The sequence below is a fragment of the Sphingobium fluviale genome, from assembly GCF_004122115.1.
Taxonomy (GTDB): domain Bacteria; phylum Pseudomonadota; class Alphaproteobacteria; order Sphingomonadales; family Sphingomonadaceae; genus Sphingobium; species Sphingobium fluviale.
This window is the reverse complement of record NZ_SBKP01000008.1, coordinates 107941-122691: the sequence shown is the minus strand read 5'-3', so window position 1 is coordinate 122691 and position 14751 is coordinate 107941. Positions and strand designations below refer to the sequence as shown.

The window sequence follows — 14751 nt, the reverse complement described above, 5'->3', positions numbered from 1 at the left end:
CTTCTTCACGTCATTGCAGGCCACCCGGTTGTGTCCGAGGGTCTTTGGCTTGCACACTGCCCGCACAGCCCCATGCCGTGCGAACCTCCTTGAGGTGTTCGCGCTGGCCAAGGCACAGGAAAACCGAAAAGGGCGCGCGGAATCTCCGTGCGCCTCGTCGCGTCACTCTGTGTGGTGACGTTTCACTCTTGCCTCCACCAGGGCAATCGCCCGCTGGATGGCCGCATCTATACTCAATTCGCTGGTATCTAGCAAGTCCGCATCATCAGCCTGCGCGAGCGGGGCATGATCTCGCCCCATATCGCGCGCGTCGCGGGCACGGATTTCGGCTTCCATCGCATCAACGTCAGCAATGAGGCCACGCCCTGCCATCTCCACCGCGCGGCGCTCCGCCCGGACGCGGGGGGACGCGGTGACATAGAGCTTCACGTCCGCCTCCGGAGCAATCACAGTGCCTATATCGCGCCCATCGAGCACCGCGCCACCCGGTCGATGCGCGAACGCCCGCTGCCGCGCCATCAGCGCCGCGCGCACGGCCGGATGCGCGGATACGCGCGAAGCCAGCGCACCGGTTGCTTCTGTACGCAGTTCCGGATCGGCAAGCACGCCGTCGGCAAACCCCGTCGCGGCTGCGGCATCCGCCTCGCTCGCCGGGTCGCCGCCAGCCCGCTTCAGCGTCAGCCCCACCGCGCGATAGAGCAGCCCGGTATCGAGATGCGGAAGGCCAAAATACGCCGCCAGCGCACGAGCAATCGTCCCCTTGCCCGACGCTGCCGGACCGTCGACAGCGATGATCATGGGCGCGCCCGCCCGCGCCAAGCCTTCACCAGGCCCAATGTCGCGATGATCGCCCAGACCACCTCCATCACCATCGCCGCAAGGTTGAAATGGACCGTCAACGAAATGATGAGGAGAATGGCCCCGAACAAGTTCAAAAGGTTGAACAGCACAAAGTTCATCGAAGCGGTGACGTTGCTGTAGGCGAACGCACCAATAAACAGCGCGCTGCCCATCAGGCCGATAATGTTGGCGAGCATTCCACTCATGCGGACGCCCCCAAGGCGCGCATCATATCCACGAACCCCGGAAAGCTGGTCGCCACCGGGCGCATGTCGTCAATCGTCACGCCCTTATAGCTCGCCAACCCGGCCACGGCGAAGCTCATGGCGATGCGGTGATCGAGATGCGTCTCCACCGGCCCGCCCCCTTCCAGCGGCTCGCCGCCGGTGCCCTCGATGATGAGGCCATCCGGCGTTTCCTCCACCATCGCACCGATCTGGCGCAGACCCGCCGCCATCACGGCAATGCGGTCGCTCTCCTTGACGCGCAGCTCCTCCAGCCCGCGAAACACGCTGCGCCCCTTCGCCAGCGCGGCGGCGATGAAGGCGATGGGGAATTCGTCGATCATGCTCGGCGCGTCAGCGGGATCATTCTCGATGGCCGTGAGGCTAGAGGCGCGCACACGGACATCCGCCACCGGCTCTCCGCCCGCATCGCGCGGATTGAGCAGGTCGATTTGTGCGCCCATCGCCTGAAGCAACTTGATCAGCCCGGTGCGCGTCTCGTTCATGCCCACGCCTGTGATCGTCACATCCGACCCTGGCACGATCAGCGCCGCCACAATCGGGAAGGCAGCGGAGGACGGATCGCCCGGCACGATGATCTGCTGCGGCTTCAACTCCGCCTCCCCCCGAATCGAGATGATCCGAGCACCATCCGCATCACGCTCTATCGTGAGATCGGCACCAAAGCCGGCCAGCATCCGCTCGCTATGGTCGCGCGTAGCCTCCGGCTCTATCACGCGGGTAATGCCCGGCGTGTTGAGGCCAGCGAGCAGAACTGCACTCTTCACCTGAGCGGAGGCGACCGGCAAACAATATTCTATCGGTACGGCGGGCACAGCGCCCCGCATCGTCAGCGGCAGGCGCCCGCCGGGCGAGCTGACAAATTCCGCACCCATCAGGCTCAGCGGTTCCGTCACCCGCCCCATCGGCCGCTTGCTCAACGACGCATCGCCGATGAAGGTCGCGGTAAGATCATGACTGGCAAGCAGGCCCATGAGCAACCGGGTTGAGGTGCCGCTGTTACCCATATCGAGCGCGGTTTCGGGCTGGAGCAGGCCACCAACGCCGACTCCGTCTATATGCCACACCCCGTCCGCATCCCGCTCTATCCGCGCGCCCATTGCGCGCAGCGCCGCCGCAGTGGACAGCACATCCTCCCCCTCCAGCAATCCTTCCACCCGGCTGCGCCCCACCGCCAAAGCCGAGAACATCAGGGCACGATGTGATATGCTCTTGTCGCCGGGCACCGATATGGTGCCGGAAAGACCACGCGATGGCGCAGTAAACATTGCGGGCCGCGGCATATCCTGCTCGCTTGGATGAGACATTGAATTATGCTTTCTTGCAGAAAAATCGATCCGGCTTTTGACAGCGCCGCGCGGCTATGGCAAGGCGCGCGTCTTCGTTGGCGGCGGGGCACCTGCTCGCCATGATTTTGCATATTCGCACTGGCTTGAAACAAGGATGGAAGGCGGCACATGGTGAAGCCTGAATGGGGCACGAAACGGACTTGCCCGAAATGCGCAACGCGCTTTTACGATCTCGGCAATGACTCGCCGGCAACCTGCATTTCATGCGGCGTTTCCTGGGAACCGGAGCCTGTGCTGAAATCGAAGCAGCCGCTTCCTTATGAAGCGATTGCACCCGTAAAGCAGGCAGAAGTGGCCGATGCCGATCTGGCTGTGGTCGATCCTGATCTGGATCTGGATCTTGATGTCGATGACGACGGCGATTCGCCGGATAACGAGGTCGATCTGGGCGGCGACGATGATCTTGGCCTTGAAGCCGGCGGCGACGAAGGCGATGACGACAACTAACAATTAACCACTTGCATTTAGGGGTGCTGCTCGCCTAAAGGCAGCGCCTCCGCAGTTGATACGGCCCAGGGATCGGGCCAATGCGGCAGGTTTAATGATCCCTCATGTTGGCAGACAGACCGGCGTGAATGACATGGATTGGGGCCTTAGCTCAGCTGGGAGAGCGCCTGCATGGCATGCAGGAGGTCAGCGGTTCGATCCCGCTAGGCTCCACCAGTCCATCTCAAGCTACAGATAAGATATGACCGGATGGCGCTTAGAAGTTGCCAGTGAGAATAGTGTTTGGCCCTTAAAAAATAAGGCCTTTGCAGCCCCCCCTCCCTGCCGGGGAGCAGCGTCTCACGGTATGGACGAGGGCTTGAGTGTAATAAGGAACGGATAATGATCTGATCCCAGATCCGGCCCGCGTTCCATCCGTGCCGCCGTCCAGCCCTCGCCCAGCAGCGCATGATCGATATCAAACAGAGTCGGAAACGGCAGGCCGGAAGAAGGCGCGGGCCAACTCGCCCGCCTCGCAGGCAGGATTTTCAGGCCTAGGCGCGAAGGTGCATCGCGCATCGTCATAGACCAGCCGGTTGCATTAAAATCTCCCGCCACCACCAGCCTGGTGCGCGGCACAATTTCCAGCTCTTTAGCGAGCCAGCCCAGCTCCCGCTTGTGGCTTGCCATCGGCCATGGCTGCGAAAGATGAATACCGACCAAAGTATATCTCGGAAAGCGCATGATAGCTGCGGAAAGCGCCCGCCGGTTGTCCGCATCGCCATGCGCCAGCCCGCGCATCTCCAGCGGCGCCCAGCGCGACATAACCACGGTAGAGCATGGCCGCGATCCGCGGCATGTGATGACATGAGGCATATCCAAAGCAAGCCGGGTCAACAGCGCTCGGCTGCGCCAGCCCACCTCCAGCAAGATTACCGCATCTGGCTGCTGCGCCAGAATCCACTGCGCCGCTCCCTCTGGATCATGGTTGGCGAACCATGCGTTGAAAGTGACAATACGGATTGCTCCCGGTGCGGAAGCAACCGCAGGGGCAGGCCATGATGGCGCGCGATGCATCATCAGCCAGCCACAGGATATCAGCCAGACCAGCGCCGAAACCGCCAGCCACATCCAATGCCTGCGCCAGCCATGCAAACAGGCCAGAATGCACAGTATTCCGATACCAAGCAGCGGCAGAAAATGTGATCCGTGGGACAGCATCATCAGCATCGGCCATGACGGACCGAACGCAAGAAGCAGAAACAGCCCCTGCACCGCCGCAGCCTGCACCCCCAGAACAGTTGCGGCAAAGCGCCGACGCGGTAAAACAACCTTCATGCGCGCCTTATAGCCGCCTCATGCCCGCATGCCACCCCGGCTCATGCCATTACCCTAGCATCCCCCGATATCGCCTGCTATGCGGAGCGAAATTAGACAGGATCAACCACGATATGCGAGACATACGCCATGACTGACCAGATTGAGGCAGCTTTCAGACAAGCCATGCGCAGGCTCGCCGCGACGGTAAATATCATCAGCGTAACGGAGGATGATACTCCCAAGGGGATCGCGGCTACTGCCGTTTGCTCTGTATCGATGGATCCGCCCAGCCTGCTGGTCTGCGTCAACAAATCGGCCTCTCTTCACCCATCGCTGATCGCCGCAGACTATTTCAGCGTCAGTGTCCTCCACAAGGACCAGATCGAGACAGCACAGCTTTTTTCGGACAACAGCATGCGGGATATGCGCTTCGCCGACGCGAACTGGCAGCAGCATCCGCTCGGCCCACCGCTGCTCGCAAATGCCCAGGTCGGTTTGATTTGCCAGCGCAGCGAGATGCTCGCGTTCGCGACCCACACGATTGTCATCGGCTCGGTGGTGGACGTTGCAGTGCGTGAGGACGTCAATCCGCTACTCTACCTCAATGGCGCGTTCCAGACCGCACATGCCTGACAGGCCGAACGGCCTGCCGAGCTTATGTGAGGAAAACCAAGGCCGCGGATGCGGCCGCCCGGCGTTTGAAAGCTAACAAAAACTGGTGCGGTCGAGCGGAGCGAGATCGAACCCGCGCGATGGGTTGGCGGGCGGCATCGCGCAAACAAAACTGGTGCGCCCAACAGGATTCGAACCTGTGGCCTTCGGATTAGGAATCCGACGCTCTATCCTGCTGAGCTATGGGCGCGTGCGCAACAACCGAAGCGCGGCGCCCGCTCTATCGCGCATCGCGAAAGGGTTCAACCGCTGCCGTGCAATCAATTTTGTGCTTCGGGGGGCACCACGGGGAACAGCAAAGGGGCAACCTCCACACCCTCCTCGATCAGGCTGCGCGCTTCCTGCGCCGCGACCTGGCCGTGGATGGGCTTCGCATCTTCCTCGCCATAGTGCATCGCTCGCGCCCGATCAGCAAAGCCCTGCCCCACCCACTCACTTTGCTTCAGTGCCTCAGCCTGCGCATGGACCAGCGCCTGCATCAACTCCTGCATGCGGGGATTGTCGTTACCCGCGCTCATCGGAACAACGGCCTTACCCTCTGTCGTCGCAGGGACAGCGGGTGATGCGGAGGGGCGCTGGTTTGTTTTGGCGCTGACGGCGGGGGCCATCACAGCTTTCTCAACCGCGCCATCGCCGCAGACCGGGCATATCAGCAGGCCGCTCTCGCGCTGCTGCTGATAATCGTCGCTCGACGAGAACCAGCCCTCGAATTTGTGGCCCGCACTAGCACACTGAAGATCAAACACAATCACGTGACAGTCACTCTTTCCGGCAACACCCGCCGATGCGCCAGCACCGAGATGCGCGCCCTTACCTGCTCAACACGGGCGAAATCAATATCGACAAATCCCAGCCCTTCTTTATCGCCCATATTCAGCAACACCTCTCCCCACGGATCGACCACCATGCTGTGGCCATATGTATCGCGCCCGTCCGCATGATGCCCTACCTGCGCGGCAGCGATGACGAAGCAGGCCGATTCGATCGCGCGGGCGCGCAGCAGCGTTTCCCAATGCGCCTGGCCGGTCGGCACCGTGAAGGCGGCGGGGATGAGCAGCGCGCAAGCCCCCGCATCGCTGAGGCGGCGATAGAGGTCGGCGAAGCGCAGATCATAACAGATCGAGAGGCCCATCCGCGCCCACGGCGTATCCACTGCCGCCAGCGCCTCGCCCGGCCCATAGACCGCCGATTCGCGCCAGCTTATGCCATCCGGCAGATCGACATCGAAGAGGTGAATCTTGTCATAGCGCGCACGAATTGCGCCGGTATCGTCGATCATCAAACCACGATTGACCCAGCGCCCGTCCATACGCTCGCCCTTCAGGCCAAGCGAACCAATATGTACCCAGAGGCCCGCCTTCGCCGCCGCATACCGCACGGTTGCCAACACCAAGTCATTCGCCTCATCCGTGAGGCTGGCCGAAGCGCGTTCCCGATTGCGGTCAATGCACCCCACCATTTCGGGCGTGAACACCATATCCGCACCGCCTGCCTTCGCCTGCCCGATCGCCTCGACAAGCATCGCGGCGTTGGCGGCGGGATCTATACCGCTGGTGGATTGGAGGATAGCAGCGCGCATGGAGAAGGTGCCGCTCAAAGTCCCAACAGAGCGTCCAGCTTGCCTGCCCGCTCCAGCGTCGCAAGGTCGTCAGACCCGCCGATATGCAAGCCGTCAATGAAGATTTGTGGCACCGTCAAACCACCGTTGGAGCGTTCCATCATCTCCGCACGCCTGGGTCCGCCCATAGTGATGTCATACTCCTCGAACGCAACACCCTTGCTTTCCAGCAGCGCCTTGGCGCGCGCGCAATAGCCGCAAAATGCCTTGGTATAGATTTCAACGGACTTCATGGGTTTTCGAGCCTCCTCATTATGAGATCGGGGTGGCGGCTGCCATTGTCAACCGCATAGCTCACAACACCCTCGCCCAGCAGAGCAGATGAACGCTCTGCGCACCGCCCGCGATCAACACTCTGGCGCAGGCGCGCGCTGTCGCGCCGCTGGTGTGGATGTCATCGATCAGCAGGATCGTTTTGCCACGCAGGCCCGCTTGGCGCGAGGGCGCAATTGCGAAAGCCCTGCGCACCTCGTGGTCACGCTGCTGAGGCCCCATGTCGCGCAGCGGCCGCGTCGCCCGTGTCCGCCTGAGCAGCAGCGGATCGTGCGCCAGACCGGTGTTGTACGAGAGGTGCCGCGCGATCAGCGCCGCCTGGTTGAAACCCCTCCCCCATATCCGCCAGCGGTGGAGCGGCACGGGTATGATCAACGCATCTTCGCCCGCCGCCAGAGCCTCGGCAGGAATTCGTGCCGCCATATGTCGCGCCATCAGCTTGGCAAGGCCCGTGCGTCGGGCGTATTTCAGGCGCGTGGCGACATGGCTGGATACAGTGCCATAAGCCAGCACAGCGCGCGCGCTGGTCCACGGCGGCGGATCGGCATGGCAAGCGCCGCATTGCAGCGCATCGGCCTCCTCAAAATCGAACGGCAGACCACAGCTGGTGCAGCAAGGGTCTGACAAGAAGCGCATTTCGCTCCAACATTCGCCGCAGAAGGCATCGACCTGGCCGACGATCACGCCGCAACCGGGGCAGCGCGGCGGCAGGGCATAGTCAAGCACGGCCTTTGCAGCCTGTTTCACCAGCTCGATCGCCCCCGCCGTCATTCCCCGCTTGTCCAACAGGCGCCGCCCCGGCACAAGCCCCTTCATGACCGAAGACTCTGGCCCGCCCCTGTTGTTCGATCCCCGCCGCCGCGCCGCCGCGCGTGACAAGGCGCATGCGCGCTTTGCTGGGCATGATTTCCTCTATCGCTTCATGCTCGATGGCCTGTTGGAACGGCTGGATGACGTGAAGCGCGGCTTTGCCCGTGCTCTCATTATCGGTTGCCCGGATGACAGCGCGCGCGATGCGCTCGTTGCAAAAGGCATCGAAGTAACCTGCCTCGATCCGGGCGCGCGCAATGCCGCCGCTGTGAACGGCATACAGGCAGAGGAAGACGCATTGCCCTTTTCGCCGAACAGTTTCGATCTCGTGCTTGGCTGCGGCACGCTCGATAGTGTGAACGATCTGCCTGGCGCGCTCATCGTCATCAGAAACGTGCTGAAGCCCGATGGCTTGTTCCTTGGCGTATGTTTGGGTGCCGGGTCGCTGCCACGCCTGCGGCAGGCGCTTCTCAGCGCAGAGGGAGACAGCCCCCGCCCGCATATCCACCCGCAGACCGATGTGCGCGCGATGGGCGATCTGCTATCCCGCGCGGGCTTCGCCATGCCAGTGGCGGATAGCGAGGCGCTGACCGTGCGCTATTCCTCGATGCTGCGCCTGATGCACGATCTGCGCTATATGGCTGCAGGCAATGTGATGTCTGCAGACCGGCGTGGGCCGCTGACCCGCACGATAGTGGCCCGCGCCGCCGCATATTTTGCCGATGCCGCTGACCCGGATGGAAAGACAGCTGAGATGTTCTCAATCCTCCATATGAGCGGCTGGAAGCCCGATGCATCGCAGCCTGCCCCGGCTCGGCGCGGATCGGCCACCGTCTCGCTGGCGCAAGCGCTCAAGAGCAGAGGTTGAGTTCTCCCTAAATCAAAGCGTCCAGCACACCGATCATCGGCAGATCGGCAGGCGGCATAGGCAGGGCAAACATCTCCACCGGCTTCACCCAGCGCATCGCCGCAGCATGGCGCAGCTCCGGCATGCCCGTCCATTTGCGGCAGACATAGAGCAATAGCAGCAGCTCAGCCTCGTTGAGCACCTCGCTGGCGAAGGTGGCGGGGGCAAGGCAACTCTCATAGGTGTGAATACCCAGCTCTTCCTCCAGCTCGCGCACCAGCGCGGCCTCTGGCGTCTCTCCCGGCTCGACCTTGCCGCCGGGAAACTCCCACAGGCCAGCCATGGTCTTCCCTTCTGGTCGCTGTTGCAGCAGTACGCGCCCGTTCGCATCGACCAGCGCGGCGGCAACCACCATCAGGCGAGAGCGCGGCAGCACGTCTTGATATGGAGCATGTTCGTCAGAAGACGCTTGCATAGATTTTGTTAACTCCTGCCCCATAGACTTGGTCCGGGTCTTCATATCTTCAGGATAGTGGCATGACAAACTTCTTCCGGGCAGGACGTCCGCGCGCTCGAAGCGGATTAATGGCATGCGATCGTGGCGCAACGGCCATCGAATATGGGCTGATTCTGGCGATGATCGCCGTAACCATCATCGGTTCAGTGACACTGGTAGCGGACAAGACCATCAACATGTGGACCAACGTGGCCAATGCAGTTAACGCTCATTAACGCTGAATCCTCGCTTTTCCGCCGTTTTCTTAAGAATTTTTAAACCCATCGCGCCTAATTTTCGGGGTGCTGAAGTGGGAAACCATCCAGCCGGGTAGTTAAGGCAAGATTTTTTCAAGGAGACACATAATGGCTTTTTTCCGTAAGATGCTGAAGAACGAGAAGGGCGCGACCGCCATCGAATATGGCCTGATCGCTGCGCTGATCGCCGTAGCCGCCATCACCGCGATGGGCACTGTGGGCAACAAGCTTCAGAACACGTTCAACAACGTAGGCAACAGCCTCTAAGTTGTATTGAGCAACGAATATCAAGGCGGCGGGAGCAATCCTGCCGCCTTTTTCGTTGTGCTTTTAATATGTTACCAGCTTGACCTTTTGCCCCGGCGTCAGCTGAGATGACGCTGTGAGAGCGTTTAATGTCAAAAACCGCTCCATCTTGTAGTCGTCATAGGCCATGCGGCCAGACAATGTAGCGAGGGTATCTCCTGCCTTCACGCTCACCACGGCCAGCCTGCGCGGTTTTACAGCCGCTGCCTCCTGCGCACTGATGCGCCGAAACGACTGTGTCATGCCCGCAAACGGGCCGAATCCCTGCCCTGCTGCCGTCATGGTGATGAAGTAAAACGCCTGATTCGCGCTCAGCTCATACGCGATCACGGTCACATCCACCGGGCCGGATTGCCCGTTTGCCTGTACCGTGGTGTAGGCTGTGTTCATACCACCGACCGAGCCATGCTGGATGGAAGGCGGCGTGAAGCTCTCGTTCTTGGCAAACGCGCGGAAGACGCTGGTCACATAAGAGTCGAGATTGCCTGAATACGGCCCGCCGCTGAACTGCGCCTGCCCACCCGAACCCGAAACGCTGACAGCCTGCGTCCCGTTCATCATGGTAAAACCCGCAGGCGCGATGAAAGCGATCTTGATGTCCGGGTGAATGAACTGGCTGCCGTTGATGATGCCCTGCTTGGGATCATCGCCATAGATGACGCCGTTGATCGCGGAAAGAAACGCATCCCGGTTGCGCAGTGTGTTGGTTGAGCCGGTGTCTCGTGCACGCTGAAGTGCGCGCTGAACACGTGAAGCCGGGTCCGGGTGGGTGCTGGCCCATTCGGGCATATCTTTCGTCTGCCCGGCAAGCCGCGCATCCAATGCGCTTTGCGCCGCCAGCGATGCGAGCATGGACGACAACGCCTTCGGGTCATAGCCACCCTTGGCGAGATAGCGTATGCCCAGATCGTCTGCTTCATATTCCTGGCTGCGGGAGAATTTGAGCGTGAGGAGTTGTGCTCCCGTGCCGACAGCCTGCTGCAACAGCCCGCCAAGGCCAGAGCTGCCCAGCGTTGCCTGAGTCAGGATTTGCAGCAATGTTCCGCCTATGGCGTTGCGAGTGGCCGCCTTCTGTCTGCGCTGGCTGTGCATGGCGGCGACATGGCCTACTTCATGCCCCAGCACGCCGGCCATCTCGGCCTCGTCGTTGCACAGCGCCATGAGCTGGCGCGTGATATAGACATAGCCGCCGGGGATCGCGAAGGCGTTGTTGACCGAGCTGTTAAGCAGCGTGACGGTGAAGTCGCTCTGTACGCTAGACAGGCTGGATTGCGAGGCAATCTTGCGGCCAACGTTAACGACATACGCACTCTGCGGTCCCTGATAGGCACCGCCAAATTCCTGCAATAGCTCTGGGTGCGCCTTCGCGCCTGCTTCCTTGTCTTTCTGGCTGATCGAGGTGGCAAGAGGAATGGCTTTGGTCTTGCTGCCGCTTTCGCTGCCACACGCCATAACCAGCGCGAACAGTCCGCAGCTCAGAAACAGGCGATTCATCCGCATTGCCACTCTCCCACTTGTGAGGGTCTAACCGCCCACAGCTGCGATCGTTCCCAGAGGTGATATTGCTACTCTATTGCCCCATCGCAAGAAACTTGTCTGCTCGGTCCTTACGCAATTTTACAGCATCGAGCTTCGCAAGACTGTCCAGCTCTTCTGTGATGGCCTTGCCAAGTGATGCTATGGCCTGAGCCGGGTCGCGATGAGCGCCGCCTACTGGCTCAGGCACTATGCGGTCGATCACGCTCAGCGCCTTGAGATCCTGCGCCGTCACCTGCATAGCAGTCGCCGCTTCGCTCGCCTTTTCGGCGGTTCGCCACAGGATAGAAGCACAGCCTTCAGGCGAGATCACGCTGTAGACAGCATGCTCAAACATCAGCACCCGGTTCGCCGCAGCCAGCGCTATCGCCCCGCCAGAACCACCCTCGCCCACAACCGCCGCGACCATCGGCACACCCAATGCAAGGCATTGCTCGGTCGAGCGAGCGATAGCCTCCGCCTGTCCGCGTTCCTCCGCTTGCACACCCGGAAACGCGCCGGATGTATCGACCAAAGTCACCACCGGCAGCCCGAAGCGGTCAGCAAGCTGCATCAGGCGGATCGCTTTGCGATAACCCTCCGGCTTGCCCATGCCGAAATTGTGGCGAAGCCGACTGGCCGTGTCATCGCCCTTCTCATGGCCGATCACCATGACGCGTCTTTTTCCGAGCCGGGCAAAACCGCCAAGGATAGCCTGATCGTCGCCAAAGGCCCGGTCCCCGGCTAGCGGAATGAACTCGCTGAAAAGCCCGGCCACATAATGCCTGAAATGCGGGCGATCCGGGTGGCGGGCCACCTGTGTCTTCTGCCACGGCGTCAGCTTCGCATAGGTGTCCGCAAGCATCTTGTCTGCGCGTTGTTGCAGCTTGCCGATCTCGGCATCGATGTTCAGCTCACCCGATTGAGCGGTGTCGCGCAGCTCGGCAATACGAACGTCGAGTGCGGCAATCGGCTTTTCAAAGTCCAGAAACGTAACCATAGAAACGCAGTTAGGGCCGAGTACGCTTCAGGTCAACGAGCGGATGGCGTCGGTTGACCAGTTCGACAAGGCGCGCACTGTCGACATGGGTGTAAATCTGTGTCGTGCCGATATCGGCATGGCCCAACATGGTCTGGAGCGCGCGCAGGTCTGCCCCGCCAGACAGCAGATGCGTAGCGAAGGCATGGCGCAGCACATGCGGGCTAATCCGCTCCGGCGCGATGCCTGCTTCCGCGCCCAGTGCGCGCACCATCTGAAACAGCCGGATGCGCGAGAGATGGGATTTGCCCGAAGGAAACAACCATGGCTGATCTACTGGCACGAGGCTGGCCCAGCGCGCCGCCGCCGCGCGGGCGCGATCAGACACCGGCACCAGCCGCTCGCGCCCGCCCTTGCCTTTCAGGATCAGGAAAGGGCGATCCGGGTGAATGGCATGGCGCGGCAGTGACATAAGCTCGCTCGCACGCAGGCCAGAGCCATAGAGCAGCTCCAGCAGCGCCAGCATCCGCACATCATGGTGCGCAGGATGCTCGCCACCCGCGCGATCTTCCGCCACCGCAAACAGCCGGGCGATCTCTTCATGGCTCAAAACATACGGCAGGGGCCGGCGCAGGCCGGGGCGGGGAACGGCGGTTGCAGGATTGTCACGGCGCACCCCCTCGGCTTCGAGAAAGCCGTAAAAGCCGCGCAAGGCAGAAAGCTTGCGCGCGACAGAGGAAGGGTTCAACTCGGCCCAATGTTGGGAAAGACCGCGCAAGCCCTCTGCGTCTGCGCTACCCAACCCTCCGATGTGCGCGCTCGCCGCCTCAAGGTCGTTACGATAGGCAAGGATCGTGTTGCGCGCCGCGCCGCGCTCCACACTCAGCATTTCAAGATAACGGTCGATCAGTGGCGCGTCGCCGGGGCTGGCCCGCTCCTCCGCCACGCGCCATCAGCTCCGCATGATCGCCTCAGCCGCGATCATCCGCGCTTCGGCGTTCAGCCCTACGCGATGCAGCGCCGAGACGATGTGATAGAGATGTTCCGGCGGCATACGGCCCCATTGGGATGCCTGCATCCCCACCGCCGCCAATATGGCTACGGTGCCTTGTTCGCCCCTGCCCGCCGCCGCGCTGATCTCGCGCGCCCAGCGGCTGCGCAGGCGCAGGTCAAGCCGCCCTTCGTCCGCGGCCTCATTGAGAGACTCGCCACCAATGCGTCCCAGACCCGCCAACCCGGCCAGCGCCATCCGCCCGCGTGGCGACCCATCTGCATAATCCTTCAGGCGCCCGATATCGATCCGCACCGCCATACGCGGCGCGCCCACCGCCAGCATCGCCCATGCGTCTGTGCCCTCCGCCTCACCCAGCGCATCCGCAGCGCCCGCCCAGCGCATAGCGCTCGTGTCATAGCCCGCGCTGAGCATCGCGGCGATCAACCGGCTCAGATCCGCTCCGTTCACCTCTGTCAGCGGCAAAGCCGCCGCCGCCCGCGAGACAGAGAGCAGGGACACAATATCCCACCCCGCTCCAACGGACCAAAGGTTACGCATGGCTTCCAGCCGATCCGCAGTGTCAGTGCCCGCATAAGCGAGGCGAAGCGCAGCCAGCCGATCCGCAAGCCCATCGGGCAGCTCCTCCTGCCCTTCCAGCCCACTGTAGAAATCGACGAGTGCGCTGCTGGAAAACACGCCAAGCCGGGCTGCGGCCTCTACACCTGGCATACGCAGAAGCGGAGACAGCATCGGCGCACGCGCTTGCCATGCCAGCACATGCGCGCCACCCTGCGCTATGAGCGGCGCGGGAATATCGACATTGGCGGCAGTGGCGAGCCCATAGCGCCACGCCGTCAGGCGCTCCACGCCATCCCACTCGATCTTGACCGAGCGCCGGGCGTTCGCACCCGCGCCGACAATCTTCTCGGTGAGGCGATAGTCTATGCCGTTTACGTCGCCACGCCGCTGCGTCTGGTTGAGGATTGCGCTGGCTCGCCCCTGTTCGGCGGAGAAAGAGGCGCACATCGCCTCCGCCATGCGCCAACCCGGCGATTTACTGCTGCCCGCTCCGCCCTGCTGGATCGCACAGAGGCCCACCGGGTCCGCGCTCGCCAGATAGGCTTGCATGGCCACAGCATAGAGCCGCGCAGTGTATCGGTCTGCGTCCACGCTCTGCACGAGCGAGCGCGCGGCATCCGCCTCGCCCATACGCACCAGCATCCACGCGCGTTCCGCGGCCCAATCCGCGCCGTTGATGCCTTGCGGCGTCAGGCTGGCAGACAGCAGCGCCCGGCGTAGCAGAATAGACCCCCAGCGCGATGCCAGCGGTGCTTTCGTCTCGCGCAGCAGGGTGGCGAGAAATTCGCCCGATGCGATGCCGAACGCGTTCTCCGGCAAGCCGCCTGCAGCTGCGGTCAGCGGGCCGACGCGGTCCAGCGAGCGCTGCGCACCGGGTGGCAAATCATATTTCTGTTGCTCGGCGGCCAGCTCTTCAGGGGTGAGTTGCGCCTCGGCAATGGCATTGTCTGCATCTGGCGGCAGTGCAGCCGCAGGCCCGCCGACATCGGAAAGATCAAGCTGTAGCCCCGGCGCACGCGCAGGCTGTGTTTGTGACGGTGCAGGGGCAACAGGCCTGTTGGGCTGTTGCGCTGGCTTCTCGGCGGGCGGATCATCGCCAAAGCCGGGCGGCAGCAGCGATGTCGGCGTGCGGCCCGCCATCAGCGGCACGGCGAGGCTTAGCGCCAGGCCACCCAATGCCGCGCCCACCAACCAGCGCACTGCGCGATGACCGCCCAATGCCATA

The 14751-nt window shown here is 62.3% G+C and carries 18 protein-coding genes and 2 tRNA genes; 6 read left to right on the top strand and 14 right to left on the bottom strand.

Features of this window, described 5'->3' with window-relative positions:
* Positions 1-162: 162 nt before the first annotated feature.
* From cmk to aroA, 3 genes are read right to left on the bottom strand one after another with little or no spacing between them, the layout of a single operon-like run.
* Positions 163-798 (bottom strand): (d)CMP kinase, encoded by a 636-nt coding sequence (gene cmk / locus EQG66_RS09665; protein ID WP_129404375.1) that lies wholly within the window; start codon positions 796-798, stop codon positions 163-165.
* Complete coding sequence (locus EQG66_RS09660) at positions 795-1046, bottom strand: CBU_0592 family membrane protein (RefSeq protein ID WP_129404374.1); 252 nt, start codon at positions 1044-1046, stop codon at positions 795-797. The genes cmk and EQG66_RS09660 overlap by 4 nt, the downstream gene beginning before the upstream one ends.
* Positions 1043-2368 carry a 3-phosphoshikimate 1-carboxyvinyltransferase gene (gene aroA, locus EQG66_RS09655; protein ID WP_129404373.1) on the bottom strand — a complete coding sequence of 442 codons (1326 nt, stop codon included), beginning with the start codon at positions 2366-2368 and terminating at the stop codon, positions 1043-1045. The genes EQG66_RS09660 and aroA overlap by 4 nt, the downstream gene beginning before the upstream one ends.
* Positions 2369-2542: 174 nt before the next feature.
* On the opposite strand from aroA, the gene EQG66_RS09650 reads away from it, so the two are divergent.
* Positions 2543-2881: a TIGR02300 family protein gene (locus tag EQG66_RS09650; RefSeq protein WP_129404372.1), complete on the top strand. Its 339-nt coding sequence runs from the start codon at positions 2543-2545 to the stop codon at positions 2879-2881.
* A 140-nt stretch (positions 2882-3021) separates the two neighbouring features.
* A tRNA-Ala gene (locus EQG66_RS09645) sits at positions 3022-3097 on the top strand.
* Positions 3098-3220: 123 nt separating this feature from the next.
* Here EQG66_RS09645 and EQG66_RS09640 read toward each other — a convergent pair.
* Positions 3221-4198 carry an endonuclease/exonuclease/phosphatase family protein gene (locus EQG66_RS09640; protein ID WP_129404371.1) on the bottom strand — a complete coding sequence of 326 codons (978 nt, stop codon included), beginning with the start codon at positions 4196-4198 and terminating at the stop codon, positions 3221-3223.
* Positions 4199-4327: 129 nt separating this feature from the next.
* Between EQG66_RS09640 and EQG66_RS09635 the strand changes: the two genes are divergently transcribed.
* Entirely contained in the window at positions 4328-4813 is a 486-nt protein-coding gene (locus tag EQG66_RS09635; protein WP_129404370.1) for a flavin reductase family protein, read from the top strand.
* A gap of 152 nt (positions 4814-4965) precedes the next feature.
* Here the strand turns inward: EQG66_RS09635 and EQG66_RS09630 are convergent.
* The 5 genes from EQG66_RS09630 to EQG66_RS09610 form a co-directional block, all read right to left on the bottom strand.
* Positions 4966-5042: transfer RNA gene (locus tag EQG66_RS09630), tRNA-Arg, on the bottom strand.
* 70 nt (positions 5043-5112) lie between these two features.
* Positions 5113-5604, bottom strand: coding sequence for a DUF1178 family protein (locus EQG66_RS09625; RefSeq protein WP_129404369.1), 492 nt, complete (start codon positions 5602-5604; stop codon positions 5113-5115).
* On the bottom strand, positions 5601-6431 hold the full coding sequence (locus tag EQG66_RS09620; RefSeq protein WP_129404368.1) for a carbon-nitrogen hydrolase family protein: 831 nt from the start codon (positions 6429-6431) through the stop codon (positions 5601-5603). The genes EQG66_RS09625 and EQG66_RS09620 overlap by 4 nt, the downstream gene beginning before the upstream one ends.
* A gap of 14 nt (positions 6432-6445) precedes the next feature.
* Positions 6446-6703 carry a glutaredoxin 3 gene (gene grxC / locus EQG66_RS09615; protein ID WP_129404367.1) on the bottom strand — a complete coding sequence of 86 codons (258 nt, stop codon included), beginning with the start codon at positions 6701-6703 and terminating at the stop codon, positions 6446-6448.
* Between the two features lie 61 nt (positions 6704-6764).
* The gene (locus EQG66_RS09610) at positions 6765-7559 is read right to left on the bottom strand and encodes a ComF family protein (RefSeq protein ID WP_245988001.1); all 795 of its coding nucleotides are present in this window, start codon (positions 7557-7559) and stop codon (positions 6765-6767) included.
* On the opposite strand from EQG66_RS09610, the gene EQG66_RS09605 reads away from it, so the two are divergent.
* Positions 7558-8421, top strand: a complete 864-nt coding sequence (locus EQG66_RS09605) for a methyltransferase domain-containing protein (RefSeq protein ID WP_129404366.1) — start codon at positions 7558-7560, stop codon at positions 8419-8421. The genes EQG66_RS09610 and EQG66_RS09605 overlap by 2 nt on opposite strands.
* Positions 8422-8428: 7 nt before the next feature.
* On the opposite strand, the gene EQG66_RS09600 is transcribed toward EQG66_RS09605, so the two are convergent.
* Positions 8429-8875, bottom strand: a complete 447-nt coding sequence (locus EQG66_RS09600) for a (deoxy)nucleoside triphosphate pyrophosphohydrolase (protein ID WP_129404365.1) — start codon at positions 8873-8875, stop codon at positions 8429-8431.
* A 62-nt stretch (positions 8876-8937) separates the two neighbouring features.
* On the opposite strand from EQG66_RS09600, the gene EQG66_RS09595 reads away from it, so the two are divergent.
* Positions 8938-9132 (top strand): Flp family type IVb pilin, encoded by a 195-nt coding sequence (locus EQG66_RS09595; RefSeq protein ID WP_129404364.1) that lies wholly within the window; start codon positions 8938-8940, stop codon positions 9130-9132.
* Between the two features lie 129 nt (positions 9133-9261).
* Positions 9262-9420: a Flp family type IVb pilin gene (locus EQG66_RS09590; RefSeq protein ID WP_129404363.1), complete on the top strand. Its 159-nt coding sequence runs from the start codon at positions 9262-9264 to the stop codon at positions 9418-9420.
* Positions 9421-9483: 63 nt separating this feature from the next.
* On the opposite strand, the gene EQG66_RS09585 is transcribed toward EQG66_RS09590, so the two are convergent.
* The 4 genes from EQG66_RS09585 to EQG66_RS09570 form a co-directional block, all read right to left on the bottom strand.
* On the bottom strand, positions 9484-10953 hold the full coding sequence (locus tag EQG66_RS09585; RefSeq protein WP_129404414.1) for a M48 family metalloprotease: 1470 nt from the start codon (positions 10951-10953) through the stop codon (positions 9484-9486).
* 76 nt (positions 10954-11029) lie between these two features.
* Positions 11030-11974 (bottom strand): acetyl-CoA carboxylase carboxyltransferase subunit alpha, encoded by a 945-nt coding sequence (locus tag EQG66_RS09580; protein ID WP_129404362.1) that lies wholly within the window; start codon positions 11972-11974, stop codon positions 11030-11032.
* Positions 11975-11984: 10 nt separating this feature from the next.
* Positions 11985-12899, bottom strand: coding sequence for a tyrosine-type recombinase/integrase (locus EQG66_RS09575; RefSeq protein WP_281273930.1), 915 nt, complete (start codon positions 12897-12899; stop codon positions 11985-11987).
* Positions 12900-12905: 6 nt separating this feature from the next.
* The gene (locus EQG66_RS09570; RefSeq protein ID WP_129404361.1) at positions 12906-14750 is read right to left on the bottom strand and encodes a hypothetical protein; all 1845 of its coding nucleotides are present in this window, start codon (positions 14748-14750) and stop codon (positions 12906-12908) included.
* Position 14751: the final 1 nt, after the last annotated feature.

Coding starts and splice junctions, on each gene's coding strand:
- cmk (WP_129404375.1), bottom strand. CDS start 798: ATGATCATCGCTGTCGACGGTCCGGCAGCGTCGGGCAAGGGGACGATT.
- EQG66_RS09660 (WP_129404374.1), bottom strand. CDS start 1,046: ATGAGTGGAATGCTCGCCAACATTATCGGCCTGATGGGCAGCGCGCTG.
- aroA (WP_129404373.1), bottom strand. CDS start 2,368: ATGCCGCGGCCCGCAATGTTTACTGCGCCATCGCGTGGTCTTTCCGGC.
- EQG66_RS09650 (WP_129404372.1), top strand. CDS start 2,543: ATGGTGAAGCCTGAATGGGGCACGAAACGGACTTGCCCGAAATGCGCA.
- EQG66_RS09640 (WP_129404371.1), bottom strand. CDS start 4,198: ATGAAGGTTGTTTTACCGCGTCGGCGCTTTGCCGCAACTGTTCTGGGG.
- EQG66_RS09635 (WP_129404370.1), top strand. CDS start 4,328: ATGACTGACCAGATTGAGGCAGCTTTCAGACAAGCCATGCGCAGGCTC.
- EQG66_RS09620 (WP_129404368.1), bottom strand. CDS start 6,431: ATGCGCGCTGCTATCCTCCAATCCACCAGCGGTATAGATCCCGCCGCC.
- grxC (WP_129404367.1), bottom strand. CDS start 6,703: ATGAAGTCCGTTGAAATCTATACCAAGGCATTTTGCGGCTATTGCGCG.
- EQG66_RS09605 (WP_129404366.1), top strand. CDS start 7,558: ATGACCGAAGACTCTGGCCCGCCCCTGTTGTTCGATCCCCGCCGCCGC.
- EQG66_RS09610 (WP_245988001.1), bottom strand. CDS start 7,559: ATGAAGGGGCTTGTGCCGGGGCGGCGCCTGTTGGACAAGCGGGGAATG.
- EQG66_RS09600 (WP_129404365.1), bottom strand. CDS start 8,875: ATGCAAGCGTCTTCTGACGAACATGCTCCATATCAAGACGTGCTGCCG.
- EQG66_RS09595 (WP_129404364.1), top strand. CDS start 8,938: ATGACAAACTTCTTCCGGGCAGGACGTCCGCGCGCTCGAAGCGGATTA.
- EQG66_RS09590 (WP_129404363.1), top strand. CDS start 9,262: ATGGCTTTTTTCCGTAAGATGCTGAAGAACGAGAAGGGCGCGACCGCC.
- EQG66_RS09585 (WP_129404414.1), bottom strand. CDS start 10,953: ATGAATCGCCTGTTTCTGAGCTGCGGACTGTTCGCGCTGGTTATGGCG.
- EQG66_RS09580 (WP_129404362.1), bottom strand. CDS start 11,974: ATGGTTACGTTTCTGGACTTTGAAAAGCCGATTGCCGCACTCGACGTT.
- EQG66_RS09570 (WP_129404361.1), bottom strand. CDS start 14,750: ATGGCATTGGGCGGTCATCGCGCAGTGCGCTGGTTGGTGGGCGCGGCA.